We start from the raw sequence: 26886 nt of genomic DNA, 5'->3' as shown, positions 1-26886 counted from the left end.
GGTGCAGGCCCAGGTCATCGCCGGGGTAGCACACCGCCGTGAGCGGGAAGTTGGTGTGGGTACGGCCCGAGTCGGAGCTGGCGTTCAGGTGCTGCGCATGGTCGAGCACGGCGGTTTCCACCGGGGCGTTCTCGAACACGAACAAGCTGTCGAACAGCGACTGGCCCTTGGGCAGTTGGCTGCACTCCTGGATCGCCACCAAGGGCAGGTACTCGTACTCGCGCAGCTCCATGTTGCTTTGCAGCAGGCTGTGCAACCACTGGCGCACGCTGCAACGCTCCCCGGCCAGCGGCAGGCGCACGCGCAAAGCGACGCTGTTGATGAACAGGCCCACGGTGCGCTGCATCTGCGGCATGCTGACCGGGCGGCCGGCCACGGTCACGCCAAAGGCCACGTCACGCTCGCCACTGTAACGCGCCAGCAGCAGCGCCCAGGCCGCCTGGGCAAAGGTGTTGACGGTCAGCTGGTGCGCCTGCGCCAGTTCGCGCAGGCGCACGCCCTCGCTCACCTGCAAGCGGGTATGGCAGTCGCCCACGACCATGCCGCTGCCGGCATGGTCATGGCGCAATGGGCGGTCACTGGGCAGCGCCGTGGCGCGCTCGAACCCGGCCAGGTTGGCCTGCCACCAGGCCCGCGCATCGTCCAGCCCCTGGCGTTGCAGCCAGCCAATGTAGTCGCGGTAACGCGGCGGCACCGGCAACTGCGCCTGGCGGCCCTCGCCAAGTGCCTGGTAAACCTCGAAGAAGTCGTTCATCAACAGCGAGCGGCACCAGGCATCGATCAGGATGTGGTGGTTGCTCATCATGAACCAGTAGCGCTCGTCTGCCACGCGCACCAGGCGCAGGTGGAACGGTGCCTCGCTGAGCAAGGCGAAGCCCGCTTCGCGCTCCTGCTTGTGCAAGGCTTGCAGGCGTTGCTCCTGCGCAGCCTCGGCAAGCCCGCGCCAGTCTTGGTAGTCGACGGCCAGGCCGCCCGGCTTGTGAATGATCTGCAACATCGCCTCACCGCTGTTCCAGCTGAACGAGGCGCGCAGTGCTTCGTGGCGCGCCACCACGACCTGCCAGGCCTGGGCGAAGCGATCGGGGTCCAGCGCACTGTTGATGCGGTAGCGGTCCTGCATGTAGTACAGGCCGGTGCCCGGCTCCAGCAGGGTATGCAGCAGCATGCCCTCCTGCATCGGGCTCAGCGGGTACACGTCCTCGATCTGCGCTGCCGGCACCGGCAGTGCATCGATCTGCGCTTGCGTCAGGTGCGCCAGCGGGAAATCCGAAGGGGTGAAACTACCATTGCCCTCGGCCAGGCAATGCTCCACCAATGCCAGCAGTTCCAGGCGGTAGGCTTCGGCCAGCGCGGCAATGGTCTGCCTGTCGTAGCGTTCGGCGCTGAAGGTCCAGCGCAGCTGCAGGGCGCCGCCATACACCTGGCCATCGACACTCAGCCAGTTGGGCAGCGGCGCGTCGGGGTCGTGGGCCAGGCCGGCCGGGGCATCCAGCGGCTGGAACAGCGCCGCGCTGTCGAACTGCTGGTCGAACTGGCCCAGGTAATTGAAGGTAATGCGTGCCTGCGGCAACGCCGCCATCTGCTCGCGCCCGGCGTCGTCTGCCAGGTAGCGCAGCACGCCGTAACCCAGGCCTTTGTGCGGCACCTGGCGCAGCTGCTCCTTGATGCGTTTGATCGAGCCTGCCCGCGCGGCGTCATCCTCACCGGGCACCGGGCGCAGGCTCAACGGGTAGGCATTGGTGAACCAGCCCACGCTGCGGGTCAGGTCCATATCCTCGAACAGCCCATCGCGGCCATGGCCTTCCAGCTGCACCAGCACGCTGTCGTCCCCACTCCAGCGGCACATGGCCCGCGCCAGCGCGGTCAGCAGCAGGTCGTTGACCTGCGTGTGGTAGGCAGCCGGGGCCTGTTGCAGCAACTGCCGGGTCTGCTCGGCGTTCAGGCCGGTCGCCAGGGTTAGCGCGTGGCGGTGCAGGTTACCGCCCTGCGGGTGATCGCAGGGCAGCTCACGGCGGGCACCCCCCAGTTGGCTTTGCCACCAGCCCAGCTCGTCACGCAACGAATCGCTGCCGGCATAGCTGGCCAGGCGCGCGGCCCAGTCGCCCATGGCATGGGTCTTGGCGGGCAGTGGCTGGCCACGGTACAGCGCCTGCAAGTCTTCCAGCAGCACACGCCAGGACACACCATCGACCAGCAGGTGGTGAATCGCCAGCAGCAGGCGCTGGTGGCCCTGGCCGTCCGTCACCAGCAGGCCGCGCAGCAGCGGGCCATGCTGCAGGTCGAGGCTGCGCTGCACATCGCTGTACAGCGCCTGGCAATCGGCAAAATCGGCGACGGTGGCAGCCCACAACAGCTGATCCTCAGCCGGCTGGGTGTAGGCAGCCTGCCAACGGCCCGCGGCGGCACTGAAACGCAGGCGCAGGCTGTCGTGGTGCTGCACCAGCGCGGCCAGCGCCTGCTCCAGCGTGGCTTTATCCAGCGGCTGGCGCAGCGCCAGCAGCAGCGCCTGGTTCCAATGCTGTGGCTGCGGCACCTCGCTGTCGAAGAACCAGTGCTGGATCGGCGTCAGGCCAACCTGGCCCTCGCGCAGCCCCTGGTCGATGCTGCTGTGCGCTTCGCTCTGCCTTGCCACAGCGGCCAGCGCCTGGATGGTCTGGTGCTGGAACAGGTCGCGTGGCGTGAACTGCAGCCCGGCCTGCCGCGCCCGGCTGACCACCTGGATCGACAGGATCGAATCGCCGCCCAGTTCGAAGAAGTTGTCCTGCACCCCCACCCGGGCGACGTTGAGCACCTCGCCCCAGATCTGCGCCAGCCGAGCTTGCACGTCATCGCCAGGGGCCTGGTAGTGCTGGCGGGCTTGCTCAAGGTCCGGCAGCGGCAGGGCGCGGCGGTCGAGCTTGCCGTTGCCCATCAGCGGCAGGCTGTCAAGCAGCACCAGGTGCGCAGGCACCATGTAGTCTGGCAAGTGCTGGCGGAGCTCGGCCTTCACGGCTTCGCGCAGGCGGTGCTGCGCCTCGTTGTCGGCTGCGGCCTGCTGGCACACCAGGTAGCCCACCAGTTGCTTGCCGCCTGGCAGGTCGAGGGCCAGTACCACTGCCTCGTCGACATCGGCGTGTGCCTGCAGACGGCTTTCGATCTCGCCCAGTTCGATGCGGAAACCGCGAATTTTCACTTGCTGGTCGGCGCGGCCAACATACTCGACCAGGCCATCGGCGCCCAGGCGTACCAAGTCACCGGTGCGGTACAGGCGCCCACCTGCGCTGCCGAACGGGTCGGCAACGAAGCGCTCGGCGCTCAGGCCCGGGCGATCGTGGTAGCCCTGGGCCAGGCCGGCGCCGCCGACATACAGCTCACCGATACCCCCTTGCGGCAACAGCGCCAGGTCTTCGTCGAGGATGTAGGCCGTGCGGCTGCCGATGACCTGGCCGATCGGCACACTGCCCAGCGCTGCGGGCAGCACCTCTGGGGCCAGGCAGGCCAGCGGCATGACCACGGTCTCGGTCGGCCCATAGGCATTGAAGAACTGCTGGGGCGCGAATGCCTGGCGAATACGCTGCAGGTGCTCACCGGTCAGCGCCTCGCCACCGGTGATCACCAGGCGAACCGGCAGTTGCTCGCCCTGGCCGCCCAGGTATTGCGCCAGTTGGCTCCCGTAGCTTGGGGTAAAGCCAAGGATGCTCACCTGCTGCTCGCGCACCAGTTGGCAGATGTCCTCCGCGCCCCACTGCCCCTGGGCACGCAACACCACCCGCGCACCGCACAACAGTGGCACCCACAGGCGCTCGCTGGCGGCGTCGAAGTTGATCGAATAGAAATGCAGCTCGCAATCGTCGCTGCGCATGCCGAACGCGGCGCTCACGGCTTGGCAGTGCATGGCGAATTCGCCATGGCTGACGACCACGCCCTTGGGTTTGCCGGTGGAGCCGGAGGTGTAGATCAGGTAAGCCTGGTGCTGCGGCAGGCTGAGGTTGTCCAGCGGCGCAGCGCTGTAGGTCGCCAGGCTGGCTGCGTCGTCTTCCAGGCTCCAGCGCGCCACGCCTTCGGGCAATTCGCCCAGGCTTTGCAGCAGCTCGCGCTGGCTCAGCAGCAGGCCGATACGGCTGTCCTCGATCATGTAGCGCAGGCGGTCGAGCGGGTATTCAGGGTCCAGTGGCACATAGGCGCCGCCAGCCTTGAGGATGGCCAGCAGGCCAACCACCATTTCCAGCGAGCGCTGCAGCGCCAGGCCTACCCGCACCTGCGGCCCGACACCCCGTTCGCGCAGGGCCCGGGCCAGGCGGTTGGCGCGCTGCTCGAGCTCGGCATAGCTCAGGTGCTGGCCGGCGAAGGTCAATGCCCCGGCCTGCGGCGTGCGTGCGGCCTGGGCCGCGAACAACCCGTGCAGGGTCTGCCCGAGGCCCAAGTGCGGGTCGCCCTGCAACTGGCCCAGCAGTTGCTGCTGCTCGCTGCTGCTCAGCATCGGCAGCTCGCACAGGCGCTGTTGCGGGTTGTCGAGCAGCCCGACCAGCAGCTGTTGCCAGTGTTCGGCCATGCGCGCGATACGCGGCTCATCGAACAGGTCACGGCTGTAGGTCAGGCAGCAGCCCAGGCGGCCATCCAGGTCGGTCACTTCCAGGTACAGGTCGAACTTGGTGGCGCTGGCGTCGTTGACCAGGTAGTCCACCTGCATGCCGGCCAGGCTGCGGCTTTGCTGGAAGGCCCAGCGCTGCACGTTGCACATCACCTGGAACAACGGGTTGTAGGCACTGCTGCGTGGCGGTTGCAGGGCCTCGACCAGTTGATCGAACGGTAGGTCCTGGTGTGACTGGCCTTCGATGGCAGCCTGGCGCACCTGCTCCAGCAAGGCGCTGGCGCTCATCTGCCCATCCAGTTCGCAGCGCAGCACCTGGGTATTGAGGAAGGCGCCGATCAGCCCTTCGCTTTCCGGGCGGATACGGTTGGCCACCGGCGCACCGATGCGCAGGTCGCGCTGGCCACTGTAGCGGTGCAGCAAGGCAGCCAGGGTGGCTGTCATGGTCATGAACAGGGTCAGTCCACGCTGGCTGTTGAAGGCATGCACGCGCTCGACCAGGGCCGGGTCAAGCTCGAAGCGGTACAGCCCGCCCCGGTGGCTTTGCACCGCCGGGCGTGGGCGATCGGCGGGTAACGCCAGCACCGGGTGCTCGGTGCCCAGGCGCGTTTGCCAATAGGCCAGTTGGCGAGCGCCCTCGCCGCTTTCCAGCCATTGCCGTTGCCACACGCTGTAGTCCAGGTACTGCACCGGCAGTGGCGCCAATGGCGACTCGCGGTCGTCGACAAAGGCCTCGTACAGTTCACCCAGCTCGCGGGCGAAGATGTCCATGGCCCAGCCTTCGGTCACGATATGGTGCAGGGTCAGCACGAAGAAGTGCTCGCGCTCTGCGGCCTTGACCAGGCAGGCGCGCAGCAGCGGGCCGCGTTCAAGGTCGAAGGGCTGGTGCGCCTGGTCGTCAGCCAGCTGTTGCAGGCGTTGCGCACGGGCAGCGCCGGGCAAGGCGCTGAAGTCCTGCCAGTGCAGGTGCAGGCCGCTGTCTTCGGCCACGCACTGGTAGGGCACCCCGTCGATGCTGGGGAACGTTGTACGCAGGGCTTCGTGACGCACGATCAGCGCATGCAGCGCCCGCTCGAACGCCTCGACGTGCAAGGTGCCGCGCAAGCGCGCCATGCCGCCCACGTTATAGGCCGGGCTGTCGGACTGCATTTGCCAGAGGAACCACATGCGCTGTTGCGAATAAGACAGCGGCACCGCCTGACGACGGTCGACGCGGGCGATCTGCCCTTGCAGGTTGCGCTGGCCATTGCCCTGGATGCGGGCAACCTCGGCACAGAATGCGCCCAGCTCGCTGGCCTCGAACAGGGCCTTGAGCGGCAGCTCCACATCGCACGCCTGGCGCGTGCGGGAAACGATCTGTGTGGCCAGCAGCGAGTGGCCGCCCAGGGCGAAGAAATCATCGCGCAGCCCCACACGGGGCAGGTTCAGGACATCGCGCCAGATGCCAGCGACCTGCTGTTGCAGTGCTGTTTGCGGCTCGACGTGCTCACGCTGCTGCCACACCGGGGCCGGCAGCGCCTTGCGGTCGACCTTGCCGCTGGGGCCCAGGGGCATGTCCGCAAGGGCAATCAGCTGCGCCGGCACCATGTATGCCGGCAGGTGCTCGGCCAGTACCGTCAACAAGGCTTCGGCCTGGGCGCTGCCGCTGTAGTAGCCAACCAGTTGCGCGCCGACCGCATCGTTGTGGACCAGCACCAGCGCCTGCTCGACACCCGCTTGCGCCAACAGGCAGGCCTGGACTTCTTCAGGCTCAACGCGCAACCCCCGTACTTTCACCTGCTGATCCAGACGCCCGAGGTATTCCAGCGCTTGCAGCTGAACCTGCCAACGGGCGCGGTCACCACTGCGGTACAGGCGCTGGCCATTGCCATCGGCCTGGGGTACGAAACGCTCGGCGGTAAGCCCTGGGCGCCCCAGGTACCCACGGGCCAGGCCCGCACCGCCGAGGTACAACTCACCCGGCACGCCGGGTGCGGTGAGTTCGAGTTCGTCATCCATTACCCGGCACAGCACGTTGGCCAGCGGCCGGCCGATGGGCGAACGCTCGCCGTCCGTGGCCTGGCAATGCCAGTGGGTGACATTGATGGCGGTTTCGGTCGGGCCGTAGCGGTTGTGCAGCTGCACGTGCGGCAGCAGTTGCAGCACCCGGTCGCGCAGCGCCGCCGATAAGGCCTCGCCCCCGGAAAACACCCGGCGCAGGCTGGTGCAGCCCGCGGCCTGTGGTTCCTGGACAAACACCTGCAGCAGTGGCGGCACAAAATGCAGGGTGGTCACGCCATGCGCCTGGACCAGGGCCGCAATGCGCTGCGGGTCGCGGTGCTCGCCAGGGCCGGCGAGCACCAGCTTGCAGCCGGTGATCAACGGCCAGAAGCACTCCCACACCGACACGTCGAAACTGATCGGCGCTTTCTGCAGCAGCACATCCTCGTCGCCCAACCCATAGGTGGCCTGCATCCAGTGCAAACGCTCGGCCAGCGCCGCGTGAGTATTGCCCACGCCTTTGGGCTGGCCGGTGGAGCCGGATGTGTAGATGACGTAGGCGAGGTTGTCACCTTGCAGGTGCAAGCCGGGGGCCTGGCTGGGCCAGCTGTCCAGGTGCAGCTGGTCGAGGGCGATGGTGCTGACGCCATCGGCCTGTGGCAGCTTGCCCACCAGGCTGCTGTGGCTGAGCAACAGGCCGGTACCACAATCGGCCAGCATGTACGCCAGGCGCTCGGCGGGGTAATCCACGTCGAGCGGCACGTAGGCGCCGCCGGCCTTGAGAATGGCCAGCAAGCCGACCAGCAGTTGCGGCGAGCGCTCGAGGGCGATGGCGACGCACGTGTCAGGACCGACACCTTTGTCGCGCAGGTAGTGCGCCAGGCGGTTGGCCTGCTGGTGCAGTTCGGCGTAATCCAGGCTGCCACCCGCCCATACCAGGGCGGTACGTTGCGGGGTCAGGCGGGCCTGCTCGTTGAGTTGCTCGACCAGCAGTTGCTGCGGCGCGGCGGCTTCGGCCTGGCCCCAGCCCAACAACTGGCGCCGGCCCGCCTCGTCGAGCAGTTGCACCTCGGCCAGGGCCAGATCGGGCGCGGCGCACACTTGCTCCAGCAGGGCCAGCAGCTGCCCGGCCAGGCGCTGGATGGTGCTGGCCTCGAACAGTTCGTCGGCATAGTCGAACGCCAGGCTCAACCGGCCCTGGTGGTCCTCTTCACTGTGCAGTTGCAGGTCGAACTTGGCTTCGCGGCTGTGCCACGGCAACTCTTCGGCCAGCAGGCCTGGCAGGCGGCGCAGTGCCGACAGGTCGCGTTGCTGGTGGTTGAACATGACCTGGAACAGGCCCTGCTCGCGGGCTTGCGGCAAGGCCTCGAGCAACTGCTCGAACGGCAGGTCCTGGTGGGCCTGGGCCTGGAGCGTGGCTTGGCGCACCTGCGCCAGCAGTTGGCTGAACGGCATGCGGCCATCGAGTTGCGCGCGCAGCACCTGGGTGTTGATGAAGAAGCCGACCATGCCCTGGGTTTCCAGGCGCGGGCGGTTGGCATTCGGCACGCCGACGCGGATCTCGGCCTGGCCGCTGTAGCGCTGCAACAGTGCCTGCCAGCCGGCCAGCAGGACCATGAACAGGCTGGCCTGCTGCGCCTGCGCCAGGCCCTTGAGGGCTTGGCTGAGCGTGGCGGGGACCTTCACGCTGAAGCGCGCAGCACTGAATGTGCGCTGGTTGGCCCGGGGTTGGTCGGTGCACAGGTCAAGCACGGGCAGTTCGTCACCGAGCTGGGCCTTCCAGTACTGCAGTTGGCGTTCGGCTTCGCCGTCGGCCAGCCACTGCCGCTGCCAGTTGCCGTAGTCCGCGTAGCCCAGGGGCAGCGGCGCCAACGGTGCCTCCAGGCCCTGGCACTGAGCGGCATACAATTTGGCGAATTCATCGAGCAGGATGTTCAGCGACCAGCCGTCGGCCACGATGTGGTGCAGGGTCACCCACAGCTGATGGTCTTCATCGTCGAGCCGGGCCAGGGTCACACGCAGCAACGGGCCTTGCGTCAGGTCGAACGGCTGGCAGGCCTCGGCTTCACGCTGGGCGGCGACCTGCTCGGGGGTCTGGCCTGCGAGGTCCAGGCGGGCCAGGCTGAACGGCTGCTGCGGCAGAATACGCTGCAGCGCCTGGCCGTTTTCTTCAGCGAACACGGTACGCAGCGACTCGTGGCGCGCCACCAGTGCCTGGAATGCGGCCTGCAGGGCGCTAGCGTCCAGTTCGCCACGCAGGTGCAGGCCGGCGGGAATGTTGTAGGCCGCCGATTGGGGTTGCAGTTGCCACAACAGCCACAGGCGGTTCTGCGCCAGCGACTGGGGCAGCGCCTGGGCGCGTGCCAGGGGCGCGATAGCTGTGGGCTGGGCAGCGCCTGCACCGATGAGCGCAGCCACCGCGTTGCTGTAGTCGGCCAACACCGGCGCCTCGAACAAGGTGCGCAGGCTCAGGTCGATGCCCAGTTCGTCGGCCAGCCGCGCCGTGGCCTGGGTAGCGGCGATGGAGTTGCCGCCCAACAGCAGGAAATGGTCATCTGCCGCTACTGCCTGCACCTTGAGGGTGTCGCGCCACACCGCCGCGATGCGTGCCTGCAAGGCATCGCCTGATGCCTGGGTGGCAGCAGCGGCGCTCGGCTCGGGGAATTGGGCATAGCAGTCCAGGCTGCCCTCGGCCATGCGCACGCGGCAGGCCGAACGCTGCAGCTTGCCACTGGAGGTTTTCGGCAGCGCGCCCGGGTTGAGCAGCAGCACCACCGCCGGCGCCTGGCGGCAGGCATCGGCGATGACCTGGCGCAGGGTGTTGATCAGCGCTTGTGGTTGGGTGGCCTTTTGCACGCTGCGGCTGATCTCCACCGCCACGCCGATGCCCTCCTCGCCCTGATGCTCGACGGCGAACACCGCCACCCGGCCTTTGCGCAGTGCCTGCACTTCACGCTCGAGGGTTTTTTCCAGGTCTTGCGGGTACAGGTTCTGCCCACGCACGATCAGCATGTCTTTCAGGCGCCCGGTGACGAACACCTCGCCTTCACGCATGAAACCCAGGTCGCCGGTTCGCAGCCAGGTCTGCCCGTCCATTTCGACGAAGGTGCGCGCGCTGGCTTCTGGGTTACGCCAGTAGCCCGAGGCGATACTCGGCCCACCGGCCCAGATTTCCCCCACCTGGTTGTCGCCCAGCCGTTGCAGCTGTTGCGGCTCGACAATGCGTACCGCGTGCCCCGGCTGCGGGAAGCCACAACTCATCAGCACGCTGCCGGTACCGGGCTCGGCGCGGTTGGCGGCCAAGGCGTCGGCATCCAGCGCAAGCGCGGGGATACCCTGGCCACGGCGGCTGCCGCTGACGAACAAGGTTGCTTCGGCCAGGCCGTAGCTGGCGAAGAAGCTCTGGGGGTCGAAGCCGCAGGCCTTGAAGGTGTCGGCGAAGCTCGCCAGGCTGTCCTGGCGGATCGGTTCGGAACCCGAATAGGCCACGCGCCAGCGGCTCAGGTCGAGCCCGGCCAGCGAGGCCTCGCTGACCCGCTCGCTGCACAGGCGGTAGGCAAAGTCGGGGCCGCCGCTGATGGTGCCGCCGTAGTCGCTGATGGCCTGCAACCAGCGCACTGGCCGAGCGAGGAAGTAGCCGGGCGACATCAGTACGCAAGGCACTCCGCTGAAGATCGGCTGCAACAGGCCGCCGATCAGGCCCATGTCGTGGTACAGCGGCAACCAGCTGACGATCACGTCGTCGGGGTTGAGGTCGATGCCAAAGCCGCTGCGGATGAGTTGTTCGTTGGCCACCAGGTTGCCATGGCTGACCTGCACGCCTTTGGGCAGTGCGGTGGAGCCGGAGGTGTACTGCAAGAAGGCGATGTCCTGGCTGCTGAGGGCAGGTTCCTGCCAGGTGTCGGCCAGGGCGGGGTCCAGGCCATCCACTGCCAGCAACGCGGGCGCCGCCTCGGCGGCAAGTGCTTCCAGGCCCTGCAGGCTGTCGTGCAGCGCCGCCACGGTCAGCAGCAGGCGCGGCTCGGCGTCGGCGATGATCGACAGCAGGCGTTGCTGGTGGTGCTGGCGGGCAGACTCTGGCGGGTAGGCCGGCACTGCGATCACGCCGGCGTACAGGCAGCCGAAGAACGCCGCTACGTAATCCGGCCCACTGGGAAACAGCAACACCGCGCGGTCACCAAAGCTGGCGCGTACCTGCAGGGCGGCGGCGATGGTGCGCGCGCGCTGGTCGAGCTCCCGATAGCTGAGCACTGCCTGCTCGTGCGGGGCGTCGGCGAGAAAGCGCAGGGCAATCCTGTCCGGGGTCTGCGCGGCGCGTTGCGCCAGGGCCTGGACCAGCGAGAGCGGGAGTTCGAAGGCGTCCGTCATGGGGTGTTCCTGCCAGTATCTGTTGGGGCGTGCCGACTGCGCCGCGAACATGGGCGGGCAGCGGTTGGCGGCCGGGGATGTACTCAGGGGAACGGATGGGCGGCGGGAGAAATTAGCGGAGCTGGCGGGGTCGGCGGATTGACGGGCATGCCAGCGACACCCCTGTCATGACCGACATCTCAAAAATCGAAAATACCCGATACCAATTACATTTCGCATTTGACAATCATTATCATTACTAATAGCGTGTCGCACGTCGTAGGAAGCGTCCCTGCCCGGGTGCCTCCTCCCCCTTTGTGACAAGGTGATTTCCATGGCGGAACAACTATCCACAAGTAAGTGCGATTCACCATTACTGCAGGCCTTCGTAGACAACCGCAGCATCCTGGTCAAGATCGCAGCGCGCATTACCGGCTGCCGCTCGCGTGCCGAAGATGTGGTGCAGGACGCCTTCTTCCGGCTCAGCGCCGCCCCGCAGATAACCTCGTCGTTCAAGGCGCAGTTGAGCTACCTGTTCCAGATCGTGCGCAACCTGGCGATCGACCATTACCGCAAGCAGGCGATGGAGCTGAGATACTCCGGCAGCGAAGAGGAAGGCCTGAATGTGGTCATCCAGAACGCCTCGCCCGAAGCCACCCACATCAACCTGGCCGCGCTGGACGATATAGCCGAAGCGCTGAACCAGTTGCCCCAGCGCACCCGCTATGCGTTCGAGATGTACCGCCTGCATGGCGTACCGCAGAAGGACATCGCCAAGGAACTGGGCGTGTCGCCAACCTTGGTCAACTTCATGATCCGCGATGCCCTGGTGCATTGCCGCAAGACCGCCAACCGGCAGGGCTGACCCTAGCTGCAAGCTGCAAGCTGCAAGTTAAAAGAAAAAGCCAAAGCAGAACGCGATCGGCTTTTGCTTGTAGCTTGTAGCTTGTAGCTTGTAGCTTGCAGCTTGCAGCTTGCAGCTTGCAGCTTGCAGCTTGCCGCTTGCCGCTTGCCGCTTGCCGCTCTCGCCATCAGGCGAGCCTGCAACGATCGAAGAACCGCTCCCGCCCCAGAATCATCAGCGCCGCGCGCTTGTGCGGGAAGTCGAACTCCTTCTCGCAATGGAAGCACTGGTCGTGCATGTAGCCGATCATCTTGCCATTGTCGGCACGCGGCTCGGCGACCACCCGCTGGGTACGCGGGTCATCCAGGAACAGGTAATGCACCAGCGCCGATAGCCAGCTGGCGACCTTGTGCGGGCCACGATGGCTCTGCTCCCCGACCAGCATGTGGATGCCGCGGTCGTAGTCATCAGCCGGGTAGAACGGTGCAATGCGATCCTCCTTGGCCCAGTAAGCCTCGAAATAGGCAAATGGCTGATCGTCGAAGCAGCCAATCAACGTCAGGGTATGCGGGTCGGCCTCCAGCTTGGCCAGGTACTCGCGGTGCTGGGCAAGCGTGCCGCTTTCCTGCCAGAACGCCTCCACGCGCGGGTCGTTCTGCCAGCGGTTGAAGCGCTCCAGGTCATGCTCGATGTCCAGGGTGCGCAGCGACACCCAGCTACCCAGCCGCGCATCGAAGCGCCGATAGACCTCGCCACGGGGCTTGGGCGCCCGCCGCGGGTGGCGCTTGCCGTTGCTGATCTGCATCTGCTGCGGGTAGGGGGCAGCCAGCGCCTCACCCAGCCAGGGCTGCGGCAATTGCCAGAACAGCGCGCGCTCGCACAGGTACTGGCCAGGCACATCGCCCACCAGCAGCAGGCCGCTGGCCAATGCCTGCGGCACCACCTCGGGCAGGTGCCAGGCCAGGCGCTGGCAGGCACTGTCACGGGACAACAGCCAATAGCAGGCCGCCCACAAGGCTTGATAAGGGCGCTCGGGGCACAACTGCTCAAGGTGTACCTGCAAGGTTGGACCCGCCTGCAGGCGCACCTGCGCCAGCGGGCGGCCCTCCAGGGTCAGGCTCAGCCTGCTGGCCCCCTCCTCGGCACTGAGGCTGCGCCAACGTGGCGGTGACTGTGGCTGCGAAGCGGCATCGAAGGGCATGGGTGGGTCTCGCGAAATGAACAAAGGGCTCACTGTCGAGAACGATGCCACGCGGCGGCAATTTAGTCCTCGGGCGCACTGACGGCGATGTGGTAAGGCTGGAAAATGCGCGCCAGCTCACCGCTATCACGCAAGCCTCTCAACAGTTCAGCGAACGACCGCTCGCCAATGGGCGCGGCGGGCCGCAGCAGCGCGTAGTGGTGGTAAACCTGATCGATGCGCTGCGATGCAACCAGTTGCGCACGACTGGACGGGTTACGTGCCAGGAAATCACTGAGGTAGGAGCGCGTGACCAGGGCAATGTCGGCGCGGCCCGCCTGCACCATCAGCAGGTTGCTGTCGTGCGAATAGGTCAACGTCGCATTGTAGGCCTTGCGCAGGTAGCGCGGGTCGGCGTTGAAACCGGCGAACGCATAGTGATAGCCGTTGAACAGGGCCAGGCGCTTGCCCTTCAGGTCATCGAAGTAATGCGGGGCGCGCCCGTCCACCTGGCGGGCCACGAACACTTCGGCATCTTCCAGGCCCATGTCCACCTGTTGATGGGGGATCTGCTCCCAGCCCCACTGCGGGTTCTCGAAAATGGCCATATCGGTACGGCCCTGCTGCAAGTCACTGAAACGCCGCTGGATGGAAGTGGGCACCAATACGAAGCGGTAGCGCTGCTGGGCACGGTTGAGCGCAGCGACCAACTGCGGCAACAAGCCGATATCGGCGCCCTGCTCGGGGCGCACCGTATACGGCGGGAAATGCGCGGCACCGACTTTCACCTCGATGGCACCTGCCGCGCATGCCGGTACGGCCAACCAGTAAACAGCCAGCAACATGAGGGTGGACAAGGCCTTCAGGCCGGGCGCAAGGGTAAAGGCGGACATTCATCACGGTTCATGCCTGGGTTCGCTTAAGCTAGGCGTTTTACCGGGGCGGCACAACTGCTGCCTCCGGCTTTCGTGCCCCTCGGTACGCCATTGGCGCTGACAAAACGGGCGGCAAAATGCCACGAGGTGCCGGATGCGCCGAGTTTGGCTACGCTCTAGCAGGATCTGCAAGGGAGCCTGGTATGGGCCATTGGTTGGTGATCGACCTGGAGGCCACCACCGATGAGGGTGGGTGGCCGGTCACGGAGATGGAAGTCATTGAAATCGGCGCGAGCCTGGTCACCCGCGAAGGCCGTGAGGTCGACCACTTCCAGCGTTTCGTGCGCCCGCGGCGGCGCCCGCAGCTGACCCCGTTCTGTCGCGAGCTGACCCACATCAGCCAGGCCGACGTCGATGCGGCCGCGCCGTTTCGCGAGGTATGGGCCAGCTTCGAGCACTGGCTCGGGCAGCATCGTGAACAGTTGCAGGCCTGGGTCAGTTGGGGCGACTACGACCGCCAGCAACTGCACCAGGAATGGCACCTGCACGGCCTGGACAGCCTGCTGCGCACGCTGGCGCACATCAACCTCAAGCAACGCTTTGCCAAGGCCCGCCACCTGCAGCGCCCCGCCGGCCTGAACGGCGCCCTGCAACTGGCTGGCATGCACTTTTGCGGGCAGCAGCACCGGGCCCTGGAAGATGCGCGCAACACAGCGCGGCTGCTGCCCTTGAGCCTGCCCGCCGACGGGCCCTGAAAGCAGATGACGAGGGCATTGGGCTTGGGCATACTGGCCAGCCCTTTTCCCTCCCCTTTTTCAGGAGACGCCCATGTTCCAGGTCAACGAGTACTTCAACGGCACCGTCAAGTCGATCGCCTTCACGGGCGAAGAAGGCCCGGCCACTGTCGGCGTGATGGCCCCGGGCGAATACGAGTTCGGCACTGCCAAGCGTGAAATCATGCACGTGGTGTCGGGTGCGTTGATCGTCAAGCTGCCAGGCAGCGACAACTGGGAAACTTTCAAGGCGGGCGACACGTTCAATGTACCGGCTGACAGCAAGTTCCAGCTGCAGGTGAAGGTAGACACCGCTTACCTGTGCGAGTACCGCGATTAATTGTTCGCTATTGGCACGCTCGTTGTAGGAGCGGCCTTGTGTCGCGAAAGGGCTGCGAAGCAGCCCCAGTTTTTAGCTTCGCCGCGTGAATTGCCGGGGCCGCTGCGGGGCCCTTTCGCGACACAAGGCCGCTCCTACAAGCGTATGCCTGCCAAAAAGCTGGCAACTCGCTGCGCAGCCGCCTGCAAATGCTGCTCATGGCTGAACCCCGAAGCCTTCAACGGCTTCAGGTCATGGTCCGCCGCCACTAGCCAGCTCACCTCGATCGCCGGCGACAACGCATACCCTGCCACCGCCTCCCGGTTACCCAGCGCATCGCGCTCGCCCTGCACGATCAACGTCGGTGTTTTCAACTCGGCCAGGTGCTCCACGCGCGGCTTCTCGGGTTTGCCCACCGCGTAGAACGGGTAGCCCAGGCACACCAGCGCATCGGCGCCCAGTTCGTCAGCCAGCAGGCTGGCCATGCGCCCACCCATCGACTTGCCACCCACCGCCAGCTTGCCCGCGACCAAAGGTCGCACCTGCCGGTACACCTCGCGCCAGCTTTCCAGCAATACCTTCTGCGGGTTCGGCGGCCGCTTGCCACCGCCAACCCGGCGCTCGGCCATGTACGGGAACTCGAAGCGCAGCACCGCGACCCCAAGTGCCGCAAGCCTTTGCGCCATTTCGTCCATGAACCCGCTGTCCATCGGCGCACCGGCACCATGGGCCAGGATCAGGCAGCCCTTGTAACCCTCCCCGCCCTCGACCTGCGCAAGATCGCAGCGCAAGCCTGGGACATTTCCGACCTTCGCCCATTGATCCCCGTCAATACCGGCACTTTGCCCATTAATCATGCTTGCCTCGCTGTAAAGCCTGCCAAATAACCGTGGATGGGAACCCATACATGAACACAACCAGCAGTACCGCCTATAACTACAAGGTGGTCCGCCAATTCGCCATCATGACGGTGGTGTGGGGAATCGTCGGGATGGGGCTCGGCGTTTTCATCGCCGCCCAGCTTGCCTGGCCTGCCCTCAACTTCGACCTCCCCTGGACCAGCTTCGGCCGCCTGCGCCCACTGCACACCAATGCGGTGATCTTCGCCTTCGGCGGCTGCGCGCTGTTCGCCACCTCCTATTATTCGGTGCAACGCACCTGCCAGACCACCCTGTTCGCCCCCGGCCTGGCCGCGTTCACCTTCTGGGGCTGGCAGCTGGTGATCCTGCTGGCGGCCATCAGCCTGCCATTGGGCTACACCAGCTCCAAGGAATACGCCGAGCTGGAATGGCCGATCGACATCCTGATCACCATCGTCTGGGTCTGCTACGCCATCGTGTTCTTCGGCACGCTGATCAAGCGCAACACCAAGCACATCTACGTGGGCAACTGGTTCTTCGGCGCGTTCATCCTGACGGTGGCCATGCTGCACATCGTCAACAACCTGGAACTGCCGGTCAGCATGACCAAGTCGTACTCGGTCTATGCCGGTGCCACCGACGCCATGGTGCAGTGGTGGTATGGCCACAACGCGGTGGGCTTCTTCCTGACCGCGGGCTTCCTGGGGATGATGTACTACTACGTGCCCAAGCAGGCCGAACGCCCGGTGTATTCCTACCGCCTGTCGATCGTGCACTTCTGGGCGCTGATTACCCTGTACATCTGGGCCGGCCCGCACCACCTGCACTACACCGCCCTGCCTGACTGGGCGCAATCGCTGGGCATGGTGATGTCGCTGATCCTGCTGGCACCGAGCTGGGGTGGCATGATCAACGGCATGATGACCCTGTCGGGGGCCTGGCACAAACTGCGCAGCGACCCGATCCTGCGCTTTTTGGTGGTGTCGCTGGCGTTCTACGGCATGTCCACCTTCGAGGGCCCGATGATGGCCATCAAGACGGTCAACGCCCTTTCCCACTACACCGACTGGACCATCGGCCACGTGCACGCTGGCGCCCTCGGCTGGGTCGCGATGATCTCGATCGGCGCGCTGTACCACACCATCCCGAAAGTGTTCGGCAAGGAACGCATGTACAGCATCGGCCTGATCAACGCGCATTTCTGGCTGGCCACCATCGGCACCGTACTGTACATCGCCTCAATGTGGGTCAACGGCATTGCCCAGGGCCTGATGTGGCGCGCAGTGAACAGCGACGGCACGCTCACCTACTCGTTCGTGGAAACCCTGGTGGCCAGCCACCCAGGCTTCATCGTGCGCTTCGTCGGCGGTGCGATCTTCCTCAGCGGCATGTTCCTGATGGCCTGGAACACCTGGCGCACCGTGCGTTCGCCGGCGCTTGATGCTGCCCCTGCGAACGCCCAGCTGGCTTGAGGAGACCTGCCTGATGAAACATGAAGTCATCGAGAAAAACGTTGGCCTGCTGGCCCTGCTGATGGTGTTGGCCGTCAGTATCGGCGGCCTGACCCAGATCGTGCCGCTGTTCTTCCAGGACGTCACCAACAAGCCGGTCGAAGGCATGAAGCCTTACACCGCGCTGCAGCTCGAAGGCCGCGACATCTACATCCGCGAAGGCTGCGTAGGCTGCCATTCGCAGATGATCCGCCCATTCCGCGCCGAAACCGAGCGCTACGGCCACTACTCGGTCGCTGGCGAGAGCGTGTGGGACCACCCGTTCCTGTGGGGCTCCAAGCGTACCGGCCCGGACCTGGCCCGGGTCGGCGGCCGCTACTCGGACGACTGGCACCGCGCGCACCTGTACAACCCGCGCAACGTGGTGCCGGAGTCGAAGATGCCGGCGTACCCCTGGCTGGTCGCCCAACAGGTGGACAACAGCCACACCGACGTGAAGATGCGCACCCTGCGTACCCTCGGCGTGCCCTACACCGACGACGACATCGCCGGTGCCCGCGACGCGGTCAAGGGCAAGACCGAGATGGACGCGCTGGTGGCCTACCTGCAGGTGCTTGGCACCGCGATCAAGAACAAGAGGTGATTGCGATGGAAATGGACACCGGCATGATTCGCGGCCTCGGCACCCTGGTGGTGATGGTCGCCTTCATCGGCCTCTCCCTGTGGGTATTCAACCGCCGTCGCGACCGTGATTTCGCCGAGGCGCGCTTGCTGCCCTTCGTCGACGACCGCCTGCCCGCTGCCGGGCAGGAACCTGCTGCAAAAAGGAGTAACGGGCAATGACCACCTTCTGGAGTACGTATATCAGCGTACTGACCATCGGGAGCCTGATTGGCCTGACCTGGCTGTTGCTCGCCACCCGCAAGGGCCAGAGCCACAACCCCACCGACCAGACCATGGGCCACAGCTTCGACGGCATCGAGGAGTACGACAACCCCTTGCCCAAGTGGTGGTTCTGGCTGTTCGTCGGCACCCTGGTGTTCGCGGTCGGTTACCTGATCCTTTACCCGGGCCTGGGCAACTGGAAAGGCATTCTGCCGGGTTATGAAAATGGCTGGACCGGCGCCAACGAATGGCAAAAGGAAATGGACAAGGCCGACGCCCGCTTCGGGCCGATCTTCGCCAAGTACGCCGCCATGCCGGTGGAGGAAGTGGCCAAGGACCCGCAGGCGTTGAAAATGGGCGGGCGCCTGTTCGCCTCCAACTGTTCGGTCTGCCATGGCTCGGACGCCAAGGGCGCGTTCGGCTTCCCCAACCTCACCGACAAGGACTGGCGCTGGGGCGGTGATGCGCAGACCATCAAGGCGTCGATCATGAACGGCCGCCATGGTGTGATGCCGGCCTGGGCCGAGGTGATTGGCGAGCAGGGCGTGGCCGACGTCGCCGCGTTCGTGCTGACCAGCATGGACGGCCGTAAACTGCCGGAAGGCGCCAAGGCCGACCCGGCCAAGGGCAAGGAGATCTTCGCCGGCAACTGCGTGGCCTGCCACGGGCCGGAAGGCAAAGGCACCCCGGCCATGGGCGCGCCCGACCTGACCCACCCACAGGCGTTCATCTATGGGTCGAGCTTTGCCCAGCTGCAACAGACCATCCGCTACGGTCGCCAAGGGCAGATGCCGGCGCAGGCCGAGATTCAGGGCAATGACAAAGTGCACCTGTTGGCGGCGTATGTGTACAGCCTGTCGCAGGATGGCGCGGCTGAAACCGTGAGCTCCAAGTAATACCCCCGGGGCCGCTTCGCGGCCCATCGCGACGCAAGGCCGCTCCTGCAGGAGATCGCATTTTTTCTGTAGGCGCGGCCTTGTGTCGCGAAAGGGCTGCAGAGCAGCCCCAGCGCTCCCCCGCCCTACTCCCTCCCTTGCACCCCCTCCGAACAGAACTAAGCTTGTTGCCACAGTGGGCATCCTGCGAAAGCACCGGCGCAGACGCCGCGCCTGGTCAGTGGCCGCCCCCAAAAAAAGCTTGACCGATCGATCAGAAAAAGGTGAAAAACGGTACACATTACAAATATTTATTTGTGTACAATCCACCTGACCCGAGCGCTGCGGGACATCAGTGAACGGGCCCGGACACGGGTCGGCGTACCAAAGTTGCGTTGCGGTAACCCGGAGGGTTATCAATACTGGCGCCGATTTTTCAACCAACAAGAACATCAAAACCGTGGAACCTTAGAATGAGCACAGCAATCAGTCCGACTGCTTATAACTATAAGGTCGTCCGCCAGTTCGCCATCATGACGGTGGTCTGGGGGATCCTTGGCATGGGCCTCGGCGTCTTCATCGCCTCGCAGCTGGTGTGGCCACAACTGAACCTGGACCTGCCCTGGACCAGCTTTGGCCGCCTGCGTCCGCTGCACACCAACCTGGTGATCTTCGCCTTCGGCGGCTGCGCGCTGTTCGGCACCAGCTACTACGTGGTGCAGCGCACCTGCCAGACACGGCTGATTTCCGACAGCCTGGCCGCCTTCACCTTCTGGGGCTGGCAGGCGGTGATCGTCGGGGCGCTGATCACCCTGCCGATGGGCTACACCACCACCAAGGAATACGCCGAGCTGGAGTGGCCACTGGCGATTCTGCTGGCCATTGTCTGGGTCACCTACGGGGTGGTGTTCTTCGGCACCATCGTCAAGCGCAAGACCAAGCATATCTATGTCGGCAACTGGTTCTACGGTGCCTTCATCGTGGTCACCGCGATGCTGCACATCGTCAACCACATCTCCCTGCCGGTCAGCCTGTTCAAGTCGTATTCGGCCTACTCCGGCGCCACCGATGCGATGATCCAGTGGTGGTACGGGCACAACGCCGTGGGCTTTTTCCTGACCACCGGCTTCCTGGGCATGATGTACTACTTCGTGCCCAAGCAGGCCGAGCGGCCGATCTACTCGTACCGCCTGTCGATCGTGCACTTCTGGGCGCTGATCACCCTGTACATCTGGGCCGGCCCGCACCACCTGCACTACACCGCCCTGCCCGACTGGGCGCAGTCGCTGGGTATGGTGATGTCGATCATCCTTCTGGCGCCAAGCTGGGGCGGCATGATCAACGGCATGATGACCCTGTCGGGCGCCTGGTACAAACTGCGTACCGATCCGATCCTGCGCTTTCTGGTGGTGTCGCTGGCGTTCTACGGCATGTCCACCTTCGAAGGCCCGATGATGGCCATCAAGACCGTCAACTCGCTGTCGCACTACACCGACTGGACCATCGGCCACGTGCACGCAGGCGCCCTCGGCTGGGTCGCCATGATTTCGATCGGCGCCGTGTACCACATGATCCCGCGCCTGTATGGCCGCGTGCAGATGCACAGCGTTGGCCTGATCAACGCGCACTTCTGGCTGGCCACCATCGGCACCGTGCTGTACATCGCCTCGATGTGGGTCAACGGCATCACCCAGGGCCTGATGTGGCGTGCCATCAACGATGACGGCACCCTCACCTACTCGTTCGTCGAGGCACTGCAAGCCAGCCACCCGGGCTACATCGTGCGTGCCCTGGGCGGTGCGTTCTTCGCCAGCGGCATGCTGCTGATGGCCTACAACGTGTTGCGTACCGTGCGTGCCGCCAACCCGGCACAGGCTGAAGAAGCCGCCAAGATCGTCGTTGTGGGAGCGCACTGATGAAGCATGAAGCCGTCGAGAAGAACATTGGCCTGCTGGCCTTCTTCATGGTCATCGCGGTAAGCGTCGGTGGCCTGACCCAGATCGTCCCGCTGTTTTTCCAGGACGTCACCAACAAGCCGGTCGAGGGCATGAAGCCGCGTACCGCCCTGGAGCTGGAAGGCCGCGACATCTATATCCGCGAAGGTTGCGTGGGCTGCCACTCGCAGATGATCCGCCCGTTCCGCGCCGAAACCGAGCGCTACGGCCACTACTCGGTCGCCGGCGAGAGCGTGTGGGACCACCCGTTCCTGTGGGGCTCCAAACGCACCGGGCCGGATCTGGCACGGGTCGGTGGCCGCTACTCCGATGACTGGCACCGCGCGCACCTGTACAACCCGCGCAACGTGGTGCCGGAATCGAAGATGCCGGCCTACCCCTGGCTGGTCGAGAACACGCTCGACGGCAAGGACACCGCGAAGAAGATGGAGGTGCTGCGCACACTCGGCACACCGTACACCGACGCCGACATTGCCGGCGCCCGTGACGCGGTCAAGGGCAAGACCGAAATGGACGCCCTCGTGGCGTACCTGCAGGGTCTTGGCACCATCATCAAGAGCAAACGGTGACGCTGATGGATATCGGGATGATTCGCGGCCTGGGTACCGTCGTGGTGATGGTGGCGTTCGTGGGCCTGGCGCTGTGGGTGTTCAACCCACGGCGCAAGAAGGACTTCGACGAAGCCACCCAACTGCCCTTCGCCGATGACCCCGAGGCCAAACGGCACGTCGAGCAAGCAAAAGCTTCTGGGAGCAAACAACAATGACAACCTTCTGGAGTCTGTACGTTACCGTCCTGACCCTGGGCACCATCTTCTCGTTGACCTGGCTGCTGCTGTCGACCCGCAAGGGCCAGCGCGAAGAGGTGACCGACGAAACCGTCGGGCACGCCTTCGATGGTATCGAGGAGTACGACAACCCACTGCCGAAATGGTGGTTCTGGCTGTTCGTCGGCACCATCGTCTTCGCCCTCGGTTACCTGGTGCTGTACCCGGGGCTGGGCAACTGGAAAGGCATGCTGCCGGGTTATGCCTACCTGGACAACGACAAACAGACCGAGTTTTCCAACGGCCAGCAGGGCTGGACCGGCGTGCACGAGTGGGAAAAGGAAATGGCCAAGGCCCAGGCGCGCTTCGGCCCGATCTACGCCAAGTTCGCCGCCATGCCTATCGAAGAAGTGGCCAAAGACCCACAGGCGCTGAAAATGGGCGCACGCCTGTTCGCCTCCAACTGCTCGGTATGCCATGGCTCCGACGCCAAGGGCGCCTTCGGTTTCCCCAACCTGGCCGACAATGACTGGCGCTGGGGCGGCGAGCCGGAAACCATCAAGGCCACCATCATGGGCGGCCGCCACGGTGTGATGCCGGCATGGGCCGAAGTGATCGGTGACCAAGGTGTGGCCGACGTCGCGGCATTCGTGGTCAGCAAGCTCGATGGCCGTACCCTGCCGCAAGGGGTCAAGGCCGATGTGCAGAACGGGCAGAAGATCTTCGCCGCCAACTGCGTGGCCTGCCACGGGCCGGAAGGCAAAGGCACGCCAGCCATGGGGGCACCGAACCTGACCCACCCGCAGGCGTTCATCTACGGCTCCAGCTTTGCCCAGTTGCAGCAGACCATCCGCTATGGCCGCCAAGGGCAGATGCCGGCCCAGGAACAGCTGCAGGGCAACGACAAGGTGCACTTGCTGGCGGCTTATGTGTACAGCCTGTCGCACCAGGCTGAGCCGGCCAAGGCCGAGTAAGGCAGGCCTGGCCTCTTGGCGGGCTCGCCCGCTCCCACAACCTCGAGGCTGATGAGGGACCTGTGGGAGCGGGCAAGCCCGCGAAAAGGCCGGCACAGCCAAGCATTTCTCGCAGGCTGATGACCTGGATCAATTGACACCCGCCATAACACGATTCACGCCGCGAACCCAACGCGACTAAAGGTCGCAGTGAGACCCCGGGCCGCCCACAGCGGCGTATCATGAACCGCAGAGCGCTAGCAGATTGCGCGAGACTGCGGCCGGCACGCACTGGCCGCGGCATTTTTCCACTGCCGTGGGACTTGATGATGAGCAAGCAAATTCCGGTACATGATGTAACCCCGCCTGCCACGAAAGGGAAGGACTCCGTCGACCTCTACGCGTCCCGCGAAAAAATCTATACCCGCGCCTTCACCGGCCTGTTCCGGCGTTTGCGCATGGTTGGCGGTGCCGCGCTGTTCCTGCTGTACTTCGGCACGGTATGGCTGAACTGGGGTGGCCACCAGGCGGTGTGGTGGAACCTGCCCGAGCGCAAGTTCTATATCTTCGGTGCCACCATCTGGCCCCAGGACTTCATCCTGCTGTCAGGCATCCTCATCGTCGCCGCCTTCGGCCTGTTCTTCATCACCGTGTTCGCAGGCAGGGTCTGGTGTGGCTACACCTGCCCGCAAAGCGTATGGACGTGGATCTTCATGTGGTGCGAAAAGGTCACCGAGGGCGACCGCAACCAGCGCATCAAACTGGACAAGGCGCCCATGAGCGCCAACAAGTTCCTGCGCAAGTTCAGCAAGCACAGCCTGTGGCTGCTGATCGGCTTCGTCACCGGCATGACCTTCGTCGGCTACTTCTCGCCGATCCGTGAACTGGTGATCGAGTTCTTCACCGGCCAGGCCGATGGCTGGGCCTATTTCTGGGTTGGCTTCTTCACCCTCGCCACCTACGGCAACGCCGGTTGGCTGCGCGAGCAGGTGTGTGTGTACATGTGCCCCTACGCCCGCTTCCAGAGCGTGATGTTCGACAAGGACACACTGATCGTCTCCTATGACCCGCGCCGCGGCGAAACCCGGGGCCCGCGCAAGAAAGGCGCGGATTACAAGGCCCAAGGCCTGGGCGACTGCATTGACTGCACCTTGTGCGTGCAGGTCTGCCCGACCGGCATCGACATCCGCGACGGCCTGCAGATCGAATGCATCGGCTGCGCCGCCTGCATCGATGCCTGCGACGGCATCATGGACAAGATGAACTACCCCAAAGGGCTGATCAGCTACACCACCGAGCACAACCTCTCCGGGCAGAAAACCCACCTGCTGCGGCCACGCCTGATCGGCTACGCGCTGGTGTTGCTGGTGATGATCATCGGCCTGGCCACGGCCTTCGCCACCCGCTCGCTGGTCGGTTTCGACGTCAGCAAGGACCGTGTGCTGTACCGCGAAAATGCCCAGGGCCGGATCGAGAACGTGTACAGCCTGAAGGTCATGAACAAGGACCAGCGTGACCATGTGTATGTGCTGGACGCCACTGGCCTGCCAGACCTCACGCTCGAAGGCCAACGCGAGATCCGCGTGGCCGCCGGGGATATCGTCAGCCTGCCGGTGCAGCTGTCGGTGGCGCCGGAAAAACTGCCATCGACCACCAACGAAATAACCTTCATCCTCAAAAGCGCCGACGACAGCAGCGCACAAGTTGAAGCCAAGAGCCGCTTCATCGGCCCACAGATCCGCTAAGAGAGATAACCCACAATGCCTGCCACCGCCGCCGACCCTTGGTACAAGCACCTCTGGCCCTGGATCATCATTGCGATCCTCACCACCTCGGTGTGCCTGAGCCTGAGCATGGTCAGCATCGCCGTGAACAACCCGGACAACCTGGTGAACGACAATTACTACGAGGCGGGCAAGGGCATCAACCGCTCACTGGACCGCGAACTGCTGGCACAGAAGCTGCGCCTCCAGGCCAGTGTGCACCTGGATGAACTGACCGGCGAAGTGGACCTGCGCCTGGCCGGCAACAGCAACCCGCAGAACCTGGAACTGAACCTGATATCGCCCACCCAGCCGGAAAAGGACCGTAAGGTGCTGCTGAGCCGGGTCGAGGCCGGGCGTTACGTGGGGCAGCTGCAAGACAAGGTTGACGGGCGGCGTTTCGTTGAGCTGCTGGGCAGTGAAGGTGGCCAGGTGTGGCGGCTGTTCGAGGAGGAGAAGGTCGAGCATGGCGTGACCTTGCAGCTTGGTGATGAAGCCATCCAAGGCGCCGAGCACCTGTAGGAGCGGCCTTGTGTCGCGAAAGGGCTGCGCAGCAGCCCCTGCAACCTATGCTGCGAAGCTGAGATCGTGGGGCCGCTTCGCGCCCCTTTCGCGACACAAGGCCGCTCCTACAGGGAAGCGCGCCAACCGGCCGCTATGTGTAAGGCAATGATGTGATGACCCAACCCATTCCCTGCTACCACTGCGCCCTGCCCGTTCCTGCCGGCAGCCGCTTCACCGCTGTGGTGCTCGGCGAGCCCCGCGAGTTCTGCTGCCCCGGCTGCCAGGCAGTGGCCGAGGCGATCGTGGCCGGCGGCCTGGAACACTACTACCAGCACCGCAGCGACAACAGCGCCAACCCCGAAGCGTTGCCCAGGCAGTTGCAGGACGAACTGGCCCTGTACGACCGCAGTGACGTGCAGCAAACCTTCGTCCACCACCTGGGCGACCTGGCCGAGGCCACCTTGCTGATCGAAGGTATCAGCTGTGCGGCGTGTGGCTGGCTGATCGAAAAACACCTGCGCAACCTGCCCGGCGTCGCCGAGGCGCGCCTTAACCTGTCCAACCACCGCCTGCTGGTTGCCTGGGATGCCTCGCAGCTGCCACTGTCGCGCCTGCTGGCCGAACTGCGCCAGATCGGTTACGCCGCCCACCCCTATCAACCCGACCAGGCCGCCGAGCAGTTGGCCCGGGAAAACCGCAGTGCCCTGCGGCGCCTGGGCGTTGCCGGGTTGTTGTGGTTCCAGGCAATGATGGCGACCATGGCCACCTGGCCGGAATTCAACATCGACCTGTCGCCCGAGCTGCACACCATCCTGCGTTGGGTGGCGCTGTTCCTGACGATCCCCATCGTGTTCTACAGCTGCGCACCGTTCTTCAAGGGCGCCGCCCGCGACTTGCGCACCCGCCACCTGACCATGGATGTTTCGGTGTCACTGGCCATTGGCCTGGCCTTCGGTGCCGGCATCTGGACGGCCATCACCGGCAGCGGCGAGCTGTATTTCGACACCGTGGGCATGTTCGCCCTGTTCCTGCTGACCGGCCGCTACCTGGAACGCCGCGCCCGCGAGCGCACCGCAGCGGCCACGGCGCAACTGGTGAACTTGCTGCCGGCGTCGTGCCTGCGCCTGGACAGCCAAGGCCGCAGCGGGCGCATTCTGCTCAGTGAACTGCAATGCGGCGACACCGTACAGGTGCTGCCCGGCGCAGTGATTCCCGCCGATGGGCGCGTCGTCGAAGGCCGCTCCAGCGTCGACGAATCGCTGCTCACCGGTGAATACTTGCCACAGCCGCGGCGGGTGGGGGACCGGGTCACCGGCGGCACCTTGAACGTGGAAAGCACGCTGAACATAGAAGTCCAGGCCTTGGGCCACGACTCGCGGCTGTCGGCCATCGTCCGCCTGCTGGAGCGCGCGCAAACGGAAAAACCACGCCTGGCAGAAATTGCCGACCGCGCCTCGCAGGGGTTCCTGCTGTTCTCGCTGCTGGCCGCAGTGGCCATCGGCCTGTGGTGGTGGTACCTGGAGCCGGCCCGGGCGTTCTGGATCGTGCTGGCCATGCTGGTGGCGACCTGCCCTTGTGCGCTGTCGCTGGCCACACCCACCGCACTCACTGCAGCCACCGGCACCCTGCACAAACTTGGCCTGCTGGTGACCCGTGGCCATGTGCTGGAAGGCCTGAACCAGATCGATACGGTGATTTTCGACAAGACCGGCACGCTGACCGAAGGCAGGCTGACCTTGCGCAGCATTCGCCCACTCGGCAGCCAACCCGCGGACCGTTGCCTGGCGCTGGCGGCGGCATTGGAGAACCGTTCGGAGCACCCCATCGCCCGCGCGTTCGGGCGCGCGGCCACAGCTGCTGAAGGGGTGCAGAGTGTGCCCGGCCTGGGCCTGGAAGGGCTGGTCGATGGCCAGCGTCTGCGCATTGGCCAGGCCAGCTTCGTCTGCGCCTTGAGCGGCGCGCAAGTACCTGCGGTGCCCGAGCCTC

The 26886-nt window shown here is 65.1% G+C and carries 18 protein-coding genes; 14 read left to right on the top strand and 4 right to left on the bottom strand.

The window, feature by feature from the left end; all coding sequences use genetic code 11:
* A partial coding sequence (locus APH30_RS15365) for a non-ribosomal peptide synthetase (protein WP_054913034.1) occupies positions 1-10918 on the bottom strand: 10918 nt, incomplete at its 3' end.
* A gap of 313 nt (positions 10919-11231) precedes the next feature.
* On the opposite strand from APH30_RS15365, the gene APH30_RS15360 reads away from it, so the two are divergent.
* Positions 11232-11762: an RNA polymerase factor sigma-70 gene (locus APH30_RS15360; RefSeq protein WP_009684812.1), complete on the top strand. Its 531-nt coding sequence runs from the start codon at positions 11232-11234 to the stop codon at positions 11760-11762.
* A gap of 166 nt (positions 11763-11928) precedes the next feature.
* Here APH30_RS15360 and APH30_RS15355 read toward each other — a convergent pair whose 3' ends face one another.
* The gene (locus APH30_RS15355; RefSeq protein WP_054913033.1) at positions 11929-12942 is read right to left on the bottom strand and encodes a GNAT family N-acetyltransferase; all 1014 of its coding nucleotides are present in this window, start codon (positions 12940-12942) and stop codon (positions 11929-11931) included.
* 62 nt (positions 12943-13004) lie between these two features.
* Positions 13005-13814: an ABC transporter substrate-binding protein gene (locus APH30_RS15350; RefSeq protein ID WP_054913032.1), complete on the bottom strand. Its 810-nt coding sequence runs from the start codon at positions 13812-13814 to the stop codon at positions 13005-13007.
* A 185-nt stretch (positions 13815-13999) separates the two neighbouring features.
* Between APH30_RS15350 and APH30_RS15345 the strand changes: the two genes are divergently transcribed.
* Together APH30_RS15345 and APH30_RS15340 are read left to right on the top strand one after the other, a co-directional pair.
* The gene (locus APH30_RS15345; RefSeq protein ID WP_054882195.1) at positions 14000-14551 is read left to right on the top strand and encodes an exonuclease domain-containing protein; all 552 of its coding nucleotides are present in this window, start codon (positions 14000-14002) and stop codon (positions 14549-14551) included.
* 73 nt (positions 14552-14624) lie between these two features.
* Entirely contained in the window at positions 14625-14909 is a 285-nt protein-coding gene (locus APH30_RS15340) for a pyrimidine/purine nucleoside phosphorylase (protein WP_009684816.1), read from the top strand.
* A 134-nt stretch (positions 14910-15043) separates the two neighbouring features.
* Here APH30_RS15340 and APH30_RS15335 read toward each other — a convergent pair whose 3' ends face one another.
* Positions 15044-15745 (bottom strand): alpha/beta family hydrolase, encoded by a 702-nt coding sequence (locus APH30_RS15335; protein ID WP_054913031.1) that lies wholly within the window; start codon positions 15743-15745, stop codon positions 15044-15046.
* Between the two features lie 50 nt (positions 15746-15795).
* On the opposite strand from APH30_RS15335, the gene ccoN (APH30_RS15330) reads away from it, so the two are divergent.
* The 11 genes from ccoN (APH30_RS15330) to APH30_RS15280 all read left to right on the top strand — a co-directional run.
* Positions 15796-17220: a cytochrome-c oxidase, cbb3-type subunit I gene (ccoN, locus tag APH30_RS15330; protein WP_054913030.1), complete on the top strand. Its 1425-nt coding sequence runs from the start codon at positions 15796-15798 to the stop codon at positions 17218-17220.
* A gap of 13 nt (positions 17221-17233) precedes the next feature.
* The gene (gene ccoO / locus APH30_RS15325) at positions 17234-17842 is read left to right on the top strand and encodes a cytochrome-c oxidase, cbb3-type subunit II (RefSeq protein ID WP_009683894.1); all 609 of its coding nucleotides are present in this window, start codon (positions 17234-17236) and stop codon (positions 17840-17842) included.
* Between the two features lie 5 nt (positions 17843-17847).
* Positions 17848-18042 carry a cbb3-type cytochrome c oxidase subunit 3 gene (locus APH30_RS15320; RefSeq protein WP_009683895.1) on the top strand — a complete coding sequence of 65 codons (195 nt, stop codon included), beginning with the start codon at positions 17848-17850 and terminating at the stop codon, positions 18040-18042.
* Entirely contained in the window at positions 18039-18980 is a 942-nt protein-coding gene (ccoP, locus tag APH30_RS15315) for a cytochrome-c oxidase, cbb3-type subunit III (RefSeq protein ID WP_054913029.1), read from the top strand. The genes APH30_RS15320 and ccoP (APH30_RS15315) overlap by 4 nt, the downstream gene beginning before the upstream one ends.
* A 452-nt stretch (positions 18981-19432) precedes the next feature.
* A complete protein-coding gene (ccoN, locus tag APH30_RS15310) occupies positions 19433-20875 on the top strand; it encodes a cytochrome-c oxidase, cbb3-type subunit I (protein WP_054913028.1) in 1443 nt (480 codons plus the stop codon).
* Positions 20875-21483 carry a cytochrome-c oxidase, cbb3-type subunit II gene (gene ccoO / locus APH30_RS15305; protein WP_009683898.1) on the top strand — a complete coding sequence of 203 codons (609 nt, stop codon included), beginning with the start codon at positions 20875-20877 and terminating at the stop codon, positions 21481-21483. The genes ccoN (APH30_RS15310) and ccoO (APH30_RS15305) overlap by 1 nt, the downstream gene beginning before the upstream one ends.
* Positions 21484-21488: 5 nt before the next feature.
* Positions 21489-21680 (top strand): CcoQ/FixQ family Cbb3-type cytochrome c oxidase assembly chaperone, encoded by a 192-nt coding sequence (locus APH30_RS15300; RefSeq protein WP_009683899.1) that lies wholly within the window; start codon positions 21489-21491, stop codon positions 21678-21680.
* A complete protein-coding gene (gene ccoP, locus APH30_RS15295; protein WP_054913027.1) occupies positions 21677-22654 on the top strand; it encodes a cytochrome-c oxidase, cbb3-type subunit III in 978 nt (325 codons plus the stop codon). The genes APH30_RS15300 and ccoP (APH30_RS15295) overlap by 4 nt, the downstream gene beginning before the upstream one ends.
* Before the next feature lie 308 nt (positions 22655-22962).
* Positions 22963-24378 carry a cytochrome c oxidase accessory protein CcoG gene (gene ccoG, locus APH30_RS15290; RefSeq protein ID WP_054881976.1) on the top strand — a complete coding sequence of 472 codons (1416 nt, stop codon included), beginning with the start codon at positions 22963-22965 and terminating at the stop codon, positions 24376-24378.
* A 15-nt stretch (positions 24379-24393) separates the two neighbouring features.
* Positions 24394-24918, top strand: a complete 525-nt coding sequence (locus APH30_RS15285; protein ID WP_054913026.1) for a FixH family protein — start codon at positions 24394-24396, stop codon at positions 24916-24918.
* Positions 24919-25073: 155 nt separating this feature from the next.
* Positions 25074-26886 (top strand): heavy metal translocating P-type ATPase (locus APH30_RS15280; RefSeq protein ID WP_054913025.1); only part of this gene is annotated, 1813 nt, incomplete at its 3' end.

The sequence above is a fragment of the Pseudomonas sp. NBRC 111127 genome, from assembly GCF_001320345.1.
GTDB lineage: Bacteria > Pseudomonadota > Gammaproteobacteria > Pseudomonadales > Pseudomonadaceae > Aquipseudomonas > Aquipseudomonas juntendi.
Note: the sequence above shows the minus strand (reverse complement) of the source record. Positions and strands in the feature narration are given on the sequence as shown.